This is a genomic window from Micrococcus sp. APC 4021 (genome assembly GCF_030407635.1).
Taxonomy (GTDB): Bacteria; Actinomycetota; Actinomycetes; order Actinomycetales; family Micrococcaceae; genus Micrococcus; species Micrococcus luteus.
In genome coordinates this window covers 1-10,303 of record NZ_JASDCZ010000082.1, presented here as the reverse complement: position 1 = coordinate 10,303, position 10,303 = coordinate 1, and the positions used below count along the sequence as shown (strand labels likewise).

The 10,303-nt window shown below is 75.0% G+C and carries 10 protein-coding genes; all 10 read left to right on the top strand.

Translation table 11 applies throughout. The features are described from left to right. Positions 1-13: 13 nt before the first annotated feature. Entirely contained in the window at positions 14-886 is an 873-nt protein-coding gene (locus QL983_RS08095) for a UTP--glucose-1-phosphate uridylyltransferase (RefSeq protein WP_290152223.1), read from the top strand. 174 nt (positions 887-1,060) lie between these two features. Next, positions 1,061-1,633 (top strand): YceD family protein, encoded by a 573-nt coding sequence (locus tag QL983_RS08090; protein WP_002856392.1) that lies wholly within the window; start codon positions 1,061-1,063, stop codon positions 1,631-1,633. Between the two features lie 2 nt (positions 1,634-1,635). Continuing rightward, positions 1,636-1,839 carry a 50S ribosomal protein L32 gene (gene rpmF / locus QL983_RS08085; protein WP_002856390.1) on the top strand — a complete coding sequence of 68 codons (204 nt, stop codon included), beginning with the start codon at positions 1,636-1,638 and terminating at the stop codon, positions 1,837-1,839. Positions 1,840-1,912: 73 nt separating this feature from the next. Beyond that, positions 1,913-2,575 carry a ribonuclease III gene (rnc, locus tag QL983_RS08080; RefSeq protein ID WP_230297465.1) on the top strand — a complete coding sequence of 221 codons (663 nt, stop codon included), beginning with the start codon at positions 1,913-1,915 and terminating at the stop codon, positions 2,573-2,575. 4 nt (positions 2,576-2,579) lie between these two features. Next, on the top strand, positions 2,580-3,497 hold the full coding sequence (mutM, locus tag QL983_RS08075) for a bifunctional DNA-formamidopyrimidine glycosylase/DNA-(apurinic or apyrimidinic site) lyase (RefSeq protein WP_216886479.1): 918 nt from the start codon (positions 2,580-2,582) through the stop codon (positions 3,495-3,497). 50 nt (positions 3,498-3,547) lie between these two features. Beyond that, positions 3,548-4,693, top strand: a complete 1,146-nt coding sequence (locus QL983_RS08070) for an LCP family protein (RefSeq protein ID WP_216886480.1) — start codon at positions 3,548-3,550, stop codon at positions 4,691-4,693. Next, complete coding sequence (locus tag QL983_RS08065) at positions 4,683-5,855, top strand: glycosyltransferase family 4 protein (RefSeq protein WP_216886481.1); 1,173 nt, start codon at positions 4,683-4,685, stop codon at positions 5,853-5,855. Before QL983_RS08070 ends, QL983_RS08065 begins: the two co-directional genes overlap by 11 nt. A gap of 82 nt (positions 5,856-5,937) precedes the next feature. Further along, positions 5,938-6,708, top strand: coding sequence for a hypothetical protein (locus tag QL983_RS08060; protein ID WP_230259815.1), 771 nt, complete (start codon positions 5,938-5,940; stop codon positions 6,706-6,708). Next, on the top strand, positions 6,705-8,900 hold the full coding sequence (locus QL983_RS08055; RefSeq protein WP_098093080.1) for a glycosyltransferase: 2,196 nt from the start codon (positions 6,705-6,707) through the stop codon (positions 8,898-8,900). Before QL983_RS08060 ends, QL983_RS08055 begins: the two co-directional genes overlap by 4 nt. 97 nt (positions 8,901-8,997) lie before the next feature. Next, positions 8,998-10,254: a UDP-N-acetyl-D-mannosamine dehydrogenase gene (wecC, locus tag QL983_RS08050; protein ID WP_206480812.1), complete on the top strand. Its 1,257-nt coding sequence runs from the start codon at positions 8,998-9,000 to the stop codon at positions 10,252-10,254. The last annotated feature ends 49 nt before the right edge of the window (positions 10,255-10,303 follow it).

Below are 10,303 nucleotides of genomic sequence, written 5' to 3'. Positions count from 1 at the left end.
CATCTCCTTCGGCATGGCCTTGGTGGCCGGCCTGGGCACCCGCTTCCTGCCGGCCACCAAGGCCATGCCGAAGGAGATGCTGCCGGTGGTGGACCGGCCGGCCATCGAGTACGTGGTGACGGAGGCCCGGCGTGCGGGCCTCGCCGACGTGCTGATGATCACGGGCCGGAACAAGCGGGCCCTCGAGGACCACTTCGACCGCCATCCCGCGCTGGAGGCCGCGTTGGAGCACAAGGGCGACACCACGCGGCTCGCGCAGATCCACGAGTCGGACCTGGTGGGGGACATCCACTACGTCCGTCAGGGCGAGGCCCTCGGGCTCGGCCACGCAGTGAACTGCGCACGCCGCCACGTCGGCGAGGAGCCGTTCGCGGTCCTGCTGGGCGATGACATCATCGGCGACGGCGAGGCGCTGCTCGAGCGCATGATCGACGTGCAGCAGCGCCTCGGCGGCTCCGTGATCGCCCTCATGGAGGTCCCGGAGGAGGCCGTCTCGGCCTACGGCGTGGCCGCGGTGCAGGCCGTGCCGGGGGAGGGCGACGACGTCGTCCGCGTCACCGACCTCGTGGAGAAGCCGGCCCGCGAGGACGCCCCCTCCACCCTCGCGATCATCGGCCGCTACGTGCTGGCCCCGCAGGTGTTCGACGTGCTGGACGAGACCCCGCCCGGCCGCGGCGGGGAGATCCAGCTCACCGATGCGCTGCAGAGGCTGGCCACGGAGGACGGCGAGGGCCGCGGCGTGCACGCCGTCGTCTTCGACGGCCGCCGCTACGACACGGGGGACAAGCTCGGCTACCTGCAGGCGGTCATCGAGTTCGGGACGCGGCACGAGGACCTCGGGGCCGACCTGCGCGCCTGGCTCCAGGAGTTCACCGCCGGGCTCTGAGCCGGGCCGGCGACGCGCGGACCGCGGCCGGCTTTGGCCGAGGCGGACCCACCCGGTAGGATGGGCTGTCGGTCCGTCGTGGCTGGACCCGTGTCCAGGCCGCATCGCACCCCCGCAGAGGGCGTGCGGACGGGCCGTGTACCCCCGCCGTCCCACCCGCCGAGAGGAGCGACCATGGACAGCATCCAGCACCACGGCGCCGACTCGCCGTGGGTGATCCCCGTGCGCGATCTGACGCGCGGGGCCGGAGTCCAGCGCGAGCTGACGGCCGAGTGGCCCGCCCCCGCGGGCGTCTCCACGCCGCTGCTGGGGATCCCCGAGGGGGACCCCGTCGAACTGGACCTGCGTCTGGAGTCGGTGCACGAGGGAGTCCTCGTCACCGGCACCGCGGACGCGACCCTGAAGGGCGAGTGCGGCCGTTGCCTGCGCCCGCTGCACGAGGGGATCACCGTGGACCTGCAGGAGCTGTACCTCACCGGCACGTCCGAGGACGACGCCGGCGAGCAGCCGCTCGTGGTGCGCGAGACCGTGGACCTGGAACCCGTGTTCCGGGACGCCGTGGTCATCGCCCTCCCGTTCCAGCCGCTGTGCCGGCCGGACTGCGAGGGCCTGTGCGCCGACTGCGGCATCCGCCTCGAGGACGCGCCCGAGGGGCACGCCCACGAGCGCGTGGACCCGCGCTGGGCCGCCCTGGCCCACCTCGCGGGCACCTCAGAGACCTCCATCACCGAGACAGAAGAGAGATAGTCGTGGCAGTCCCGAAGCGGAAGATGTCCCGTGCCAACACCCGTGCCCGCCGGTCGCAGTGGAAGGCCACCGCGCCCGCCCTGGTGAAGTCCGTCGAGAACGGTCGCGTCTCGTACCGCCTGCCCCACCAGGCCGAGCTGAAGACCGACGCCGCCGGCACCCCCCTGTTCTTCGAGTACAAGGGCCGCAAGGTCGCCGACGCCTGAGATGGCGTCCCCGTCGGCTCGCCGCGGGCCTGAGCCCGCGCCCGAGCCAGAAGAGCTGTTCGAGCGTCTCGGCGTGCACATCACCGCCGGGACGCTCGAACGCGCTCTGACGCACCGCTCGTTCGCCTACGAGCAGGGCGGGCTGCCCACCAACGAGCGCCTCGAGTTCCTCGGGGACTCGGTGCTGGGCTACGTGGTCACCGACCACATCTTCACGGTGTACCCGGACCTGGCCGAGGGCGACCTCGCGCGCCGCCGGGCCGCCGTCGTGTCCACGCGTGCCCTGGCGAAGGTGGCGCGCCGGATCGGCATCGGCCCGTTCGTGCGCCTGGGCACGGGGGAGCGCCGCACCGGCGGGGCGGACAAGGACTCGATCCTCGCCGACACCCTCGAGGCGCTCATCGGCGCCGTCTACGTGGACCACGGGTCCGTGGCCGCGGCCGCACTCGTGCACCGCCACGTGGTGCCGCTGCTGGACGAGCCGGACCTGCTGCGCGAGAGCACCGACTGGAAGACGGTCGTGGCCGAGGCCGCCAGCCGCCACGGTCTCGGCGCCGTCCGCTACGCGATCGAGGGGCAGGGCCCCGCGCACGACCCCCGCTACCGGGCCACCCTCGTCGTCGGCGAGCGCGAGTACGGCTCCGCCGTCGCCAGCTCCAAGAAGCAGGCCGAGCGGGACGCCGCGGCCGCCTCATGGCCCGCCCTCGAGGCGGGCCTGCCGGTCGCGGGGCGCTGAGCCCGTGCCGGAGCTGCCCGAGGCCGAGGTCGTCCGGCGCGGCCTGGCCCGGTGGGCCACGGACGCCGTCGCCGCGGAGCTCGAGGTCCTCGACCCCCGCTCGCTGCGTCGCAGCCCCGGCGGTGCGGACGCCCTCCGGGAGCGGCTGCGCGGCGCCCGGCTGGCCGAGCCGGCTCGCCGCGGCAAGTTCCTCTGGCTGCCCCTGGCCGAGGGCGACGACGCCGTCGTCGTGCACCTGGGGATGAGCGGGCAGATCCTCGTGGACGAGCCGGGGGCCGCCGACCAGCGTCACCTGCGCCTGCGCCTGCCCGTCACCGCGGCGGACGGCTCCGCCCGCGAGCTGCGGTTCGTGGACCAGCGGATCTTCGGCGGCTGGTGGCTCGACGCGCTGCGGCCCGACGACGCCGCCGGCGGTGAGCGGATCCCCACCACGGCCGCCCACATCGCCCTGGACCCGCTGCACCCGTTGTTCGACCCCGCGGCCGTGCACGCGCGCCTGGCACGGCGCCGCTCCACCCTCAAGCGCGCGCTGCTGGACCAGTCGCTGGTCTCCGGGATCGGCAACATCTACGCGGACGAGGCCCTCTGGGGCGCCCGCCTGCACCCCGAGCGCCCGACCGAGCGCATGCGCCGGGCGGACACGCTGCGCCTCATGGCGGCCGTCCAGGACGTGATGCGCCGGGCCCTGGAGGTGGGGGGCACGAGCTTCGACGCGCTCTACGTCAACGTGGACGGGCGATCGGGCTACTTCGCCCGCTCCCTGGCGGCCTACGGGCGCACCGGGCAGCCGTGTCGCCGCTGCGCCGCCGAGGGGGTCGACTCCCGCATCGTCCGCGTGCCGTTCATGAACCGTGCGAGCCACCTGTGCCCGCGCTGCCAGCCCACGCCGCGCCGTCGCCGGGCCGCGGCGGCCGACGCCTGACGGGGCGTCCGTAGACTGGGCTGACCCCCGACCTCGAGCAGGAGACCCGAGTGAGCCATCCCCCGGCCGCGTCCTGGACGCCCGAGCCCCTGCCGCGCCCCGAGCCCCCGCGCGACGACGCGCCGCCGGTCGCGCGGCGCCGCCGGCGCTGGCCGTGGGTCGTCGGCCTGCTCGCCGTCCTGCTCGCGGCGCTGCTCGGCCTGGGCGCCTGGTACACGAGCTCGCTCGGGCGCACCTTCGACGACCACCGGCAGACGGTGGACGTGGGGGCGCTCGAGCAGGCGGCCGGGGACGGCCCGCTGAACGTGCTCGTCCTGGGCTCCGACTCCCGCGAGGGCGAGGGCGAGCAGGACATGGGCCAGCGTTCGGACACCATGATGCTCGTGCACATCCCCGCGGACCGACGCCAGGTCTACGTCATGTCCGTGCTGCGGGATTCGTGGGTCACCGTGCCCGGCCACGGTGAGGCGAAGATCAACTCGGCCTTCGACACGGGCGGCTACACCCTCGCCGTGGACACGGTGGAGCTGCTGCTGGGAGTGCCGATCCACCACGTCCTCGAGGTCGACTTCCAGGGCTTCCGGGGCGTGACGAACGCGCTGGGCGGCGTCGAGGTCTGCAACCCGCAGGCCTTCTCCTCCGGTCAGGCCAACCCCTCGTACTACCCGCGCGGACACATCCTGCTGCAGGACACCGCCGCCCTGCGCTACGTGCGCGAACGGCACGCCTTCGACGACGGCGACGTCACCCGCGTGAAGAACCAGCAGCGTTACCTGGCCGGGGCGATGGACCGCTTCCTCAGCCCGCAGATCCTGGGCAATCCCGCCCGCACCACCGAGGTCGTCGCCACGTTCTCCGACCACCTCGGTGTGGACGAGGGGCTCACGTCCGGCGTGATCGCCTCGCTCGCGTGGCAGCTGCGCGACGTCCGCGGCGAGGACGTCGAGATGTTCACGGTGCCTCGCAAGGGCTTCGCGGAGGGCCCGAACGGCGACGCCATCGTCGAGCTCGACGAGGACAAGCTGGCGGACCTGCGCTCCGCCCTCGCCGACGACGACGTCCAGCGCTATGTCGACGAGCACGAGCCCCAGAAGGAGAAGAAGGCCCAGGCCGCCGGCGGGCCCGCCCCCGTGCTGACCCTGCTGACCGGCACCACGCCCGCACCCGCCCTCGGGGAGGACCCCTGTGACGACTGAGCCGCGCCGCCCCCGCCTCCTGCTGGTCTCCCACTCCTACCGGCCCGAGCGCACCCCGCCCGCGCGTCGCTGGGGCGCGGTCGTGGCGGCGCTGCGGTCGGCGGGCTGGGACGTCGACGTCGTCGCGCCCGGGGGGGTGCGCCCCTTCGCCGGGCCCGACGGCGAACGTGTCCTGCCCACGCCTCGCCTGCCCCTGGGGGAGGCCGGCCGCAACGGTCGTTTCGCCGAGGCGGTGGTGCACGCGCTGCTCGCCATCCCGCGCGGGATGGCCACCCGACGCCCGGACGTGGTGGTGGCCACCGTGCCCGCCCTGCCCGTGGTGGTGCCCGGCGTCGTGCTCTCCCGTCTCTGGCGCCGTCCCCTCGTGCTGGAGATGCGCGACGCCTGGCCGGATCTCGCCCACGAGGCCGGGGTCCACCAGGGCCTGCTGGGCGCCGCGATGGAACGCGTCGTGACCGGCGGCCAGCGCGCGGCCCGACTCGTGGTGACCGTCACGGACGGCTTCGCGGAGACGCTGCGCGGGCGCGGGGTGCGGGTGGTCCGCACCCTGGGCAACGGTGTGGACCTGGCTCGCCTGGCGGTGGCGCCGCGGCGCGAGCGGGCCGCCGGTGAACTCCACGTGCTGTACCTGGGCAACATGGGCGAGAGCCAGGGGCTCGAGCGGCTCATCGACGCCGCGGCGACGCTGCGGCGCACGCGGCCGGGGGTGCGCGTCCGGCTGGTCGGGGAGGGGACCCGGCGTCCGGCGCTGGAGGCCCGCAACGCCGAGCTCGGCTCGCCGGCCGAGATCCTCGGACCCGTCCACGGCGCCGCCGTCGCCGAGCAGTACGCGTGGGCGGACACGTTGGTGGTGGCCCTGCGTCCCGACTGGCCGAGCTTCCGGCACACCGTGCCCTCCAAGACCTACGAGGTGCTCGCCGTCGGCCGGCACGTCACGGGCCTGGTGACGGGGGAGGCCGCCCGCACGCTCGAGGCGGCCGGCGGCGCCGAGGTCATCGGCCCGGACGTGGACGACCTGGTGCGGCACCTGACGGCGCTCGCGGACGACCCGCATCGCACCGACGTCGACGCGGGCGGACGCGACTGGGTGCGCCGCCACGCCGACCTGCCGGCCGTGGCCCGGCGCTACGAGCGACTGCTGCGCCGCGTCGCCGGTCGCTGAGCCCGACGTCGGCCCCTTGCTAGGGTTGACGCCGCCGCACCCGGCCGGGTGCACTCCACCGGGACACCGAGGAACAGTTCTGATGCCAACTGGGAAGTCCATCCGTCGGGTCGCGCGCGCGGGCGCTCGCCTGCTGCCGCCCGAACAGCGCCGTCGGGTGCGCCGCACCGGCGGCGCGCTGCTGCGCAGGCTGCCGCCGCAGGTGGCCGAGGAGGTCCGCGGCGTGTTCGGCATCCGCTGGGGCGACCGTTCGGCGCACGCCCGGCCGGCCGACGCCCTGGGCCTGGCGGGCGGGCCGGCCCGCACCCGCCCCGGCAGCGCCTCCCTCACCGGCCGCGGTGCGGCCGCCGTCGGCGCCGATCCGGAGGCCGCGGCCCGTCTCGAGCGGGCCCTGGGCCTGGCCGACACGTCCCGCACCGAGGGGGGCGGGCGGGCCGTCGGCGTCGTCGCCGCCCCGGACGTGCGCGCGGCCCTCGCGGCCGCCGGGCACCGCGTCGTGCCGCTCGTGCCGGGCACCGCGGGCGCGGTGGCCGAACGCGTGGAGGCCGTCGTCGTGGACGTGGATGGCGTGGACGGGCCGTGGGCCGGGGCCCTCGACGCCGCCGGCGCGGCCCTCTACCTCGAGCTGCGGGGTGCCGTGAGCGCGGCCGCCGCGCGCGGGGTCACCGTCTGGGTGCTCTCCCGGGGCCGTCACCGGCACCGGCTCGGGGCCCTCGCCCTGCTGCACGCCGAGGACGTCATCGTCGTCGAGGCCGGCGCGGGCCGGACGCCGTTGCACTTCACCGAGGACCCGGGCGACGCGCCCCAGGGGATCGCCGACGTCCTCGCCGCCTGCCCGGAGGAGAGCGCATGAACACGCACCACCCCGACCGCCTGACCGACGCCGCCGGCGTGCGCGTCCTGCTCTACGGCGACGTCGACCTGAACGTCATCGACGGCTCCGCCACGTGGCTGCCCTCCCTGGCCGAGACCCTCGCCCGCACGGGTGCGAGCGTGGACGTCCAGCTCAAGGCCGTCGAACGCCGGGACCTGCTCACCGCTCCGCTGCGCGCCCTGACGGGGGTGCGCGTGCTCACCGCCGAGCCGGCGGCCGGGCAGGGGGGGATGACCCCCTCCCGCGCCGCGGACGTGCTGGCCCGCCGGGACGAGGAGTCCCGGTACGACGTGGTGCTCGTGCGCGGCATCCACGCCTGCCTCGAGCTCGCCGACCGCGGCGCCTTCCCGGGGCGGCTGTGGTCCTACGTGACCGAGTACGGCTACGTGGAGGACGGCTTCCCGGCCGGGCGCGTCGAGGAGCTCGGCCGCATCGCCGCGGCGAGCCGTCTGATGCTGGCCCAGACGCCCCAGGCTCGCGCCGTGCTCGAGGCGATGGTCCCGGCCGCCGCCGGGCGCACCGAGCTGCTCTCGCCGATGGTGCCGGACGGGCTCGTTCCGGCCGAACGCGCCGAGGCGCCCGCCGACGGCCCGGTGCGTCTCGTGTACACGGGCAAGTTCGCCCACGACTGGCGCACCGACCTCATGCCGGACGTGCTGACCGCCCTCCACGAGGCCGGCGTCCCGGCCACGCTCACGATGGTGGGGGACAAGGTCCACCCCGAGCGGGACCGGCCCGGCTGGGCCGCGGCGATGCGCTCCCGCCTCGAGGCCGAGCGGCCCGACTTCGAGTGGACCGGAGCGCTCTCCCGCGAGGAGTCCATGGCCCGCACCGCGGCCGCGGACGTCTCTCTGGGCTGGCGCGCCCCCGCCCTGGACCTCTCGCTCGAGATCTCCACGAAGGTGCTCGAGAGCTGCGCGGTCGGAGTGCCGCCGCTCCTGAACCGGACCGTGGCGCACGAGGAGCTGCTGGGGGCCGACTACCCCCTGTTCGTGGACGGGGTGAGGGACTCAGCCCGGGACGTGGCCGCCCGCATCGCGGCCGCCCGCCACGACCTGCCGGCCCTCTCGCGACGCGTCGTCGAGGCCGCCGCCCCCTACCGCATGGCCGCGCGCGCACGCGCCCTGACAGGCGTTATGGACCGGCTCGGTCTGCTCGACCGACGGCCCGCCCGCGGCGGGTCACGCACCCGCGTGGTCCTGGCCGGCCACGACCTGAAGTTCGCGGGCGAGCTCGTCGACCTGCTGCGGGACGACCCGGGCGTCGAGCTGCGCATCGACCACTGGCAGGGTCTGCACCGCCACGACGAGGCCGCCTCACGCCGCCTCGTCGAGTGGGCCGACGTCGTGGTGTGCGAGTGGGCGGGCCCCAACGCGGTCTGGTACGCCCGCCACAAGCGGCCCGGCCAGCGGCTCGTGGTCCGCCTGCACATGTTCGAGCTGCGCGGCGGCTGGCTCTCCGCGCTCGAGACCGAGGCCGTGGACCGCCTCGTGACCGTCTCCGATCTCTACCGGGACCTGGTGCGCGAGCATCTTCCCATCGAGCCCACGCGGGTCACGGTGATCCCCAACGCCGTGTCCGTGGCGGACCTGGACCGTCCCGGCCTGCCCGGTCGCCGGTTCCGGCTCGGCCTCGTCGGCGTGGTGCCGTTGCGCAAGCGCCTGGACCGGGCCGTGGACCTGTTGGAGATCCTGCGCGCCCATGACGAACGGTTCACCCTGCACGTGCGCGGCCGCATGCCGTGGGAGTACCCGCACGAGTGGCGCAAGCCCCTCCAGCGCGAGGGCTACCTCGACCTGTTCGCCCGCCTCGGCGCCGGTCCGCTGCGCGAGGCCGTCGCCTTCGAGCCCTTCGGGGCGGACATGGGCTCGTGGCTGACGAAGATCGGCTGGGTGCTCTCGCCGTCAACCACCGAGAGCTTCCACCTCGCGCCCGCCGAGGGCATGGTCTCGGGCGCGGTCCCGCTCGTCTGGGACCGGCCCGGCGCGAGGGGCGTGTTCGGCGACGAGTTCGTGCTCGACGACACCGACGCCGCGGCGCGGCGGGTGCTCGAGGCGGTCGCCGACGACGCGCGGTGGGACGAGCTCTCGACCCTGGCCCGGGAACGGGTGCGCGCGTACGACGAGCGCGTCGTGGCCGGTCTGTGGCGCGAGGCGCTGGGGCTGGACTGAAGCAGGCCGGGCGACGGCGGTAGGGTGGGACGCGTCCGCCCCCGCCCGCCGGTGCCTGGGGCCGCCGCCGTGAACCATTCCCCATTGAGGAGACCCCGTGAAGAAGATCGAGACCGTCGCCGTCATCGGCCTGGGCTACATAGGCCTGCCCACCGCCGCCATCCTCGCCGAGAACGGCGTGAAGGTGCTCGGCGTGGACGTCTCGGACCGCACGGTGGACGCCGTGAACGCGGGCACGGTGCCCTTCGTGGAGCCGGACCTGGCCGGGTTCGTCGCACGCGGTGTCGAGAAGGGCCTGCTCAGCGCCTCGACGACGACGCCGGCCGCGGACGCCTACATCGTCGCCGTGCCGACCCCGTTCAAGGACGGACACTCCCCGGACCTGGGCTACATCGAGGCCGCCGCCCGCGGCCTGGCCCCGCAGCTGACCGGCGACGAGCTCGTCATCCTCGAGTCCACCTCGCCCCCCGGCGCCACCGAGCACATGGCCGAGGTGATCTTCGCCGAGCGTCCGGAGCTGCGCGAGGCCGAACTGGACTTCGCCCACTGCCCCGAGCGGGTGCTCCCGGGCCGCGTGATGGTCGAGCTCGTAACCAACGACCGGATCGTCGGCGGCTCCACCCGGCGCGCGGCCGAGCGGGCCCGCGACCTCTACCGCACGTTCTGCGAGGGCGAGATCCTGCTGACGGACACCCGCACCGCGGAGATGGCCAAGCTCGTGGAGAACTCCTTCCGCGACGTCAACATCGCCTTCGCCAACGAGCTGTCCGTGATCTGTGCCGAGCAGGGCATCGACGTCTGGGAGCTCATCGAGCTCGCCAACCACCACCCCCGCGTGAACATCCTGCAGCCGGGCCCCGGCGTGGGCGGCCACTGCATCGCCGTGGACCCGTGGTTCATCGTGGACGCCGCCCCGCAGACCGCCCGGCTGATCCGCGCGGCCCGGGAGATCAACGACGGCAAGCCCCAGTGGGTCATCGACCAGGTCAAGGCCGCTGCCTTCGATGTCCAGCAGGCCACCGGCCGCGCGCCCGTCGTCGCTGCCCTCGGCCTGGCCTTCAAGCCGAACATCGACGACCTGCGTGAATCCCCGGCTCTGAACATCGCGGCCGAGCTGGCGGGCCAGTTCTCCGGGTCCGACGTGCTCGTGGTCGAGCCGCACGTCACGGAGCTGCCGGCCGCGCTGCAGGGCAAGGACAACGTCCGCCTGGTCGCGGCCGACGAGGCCCTGGACGCCGCCGACATCGTGGTGCTGCTGGTGGACCACTCCGCCTTCGCCGACCTCGGCGACCGCGTGGCCGACAAGCGCGTGATCGACACGCGCGGCCAGTGGCGCACCGGCCCGTCCCTCTGACCCGACGCGGCCCGCGCCCCGCCCGCCCCCGCGGGCGGGGCGGCCGGCG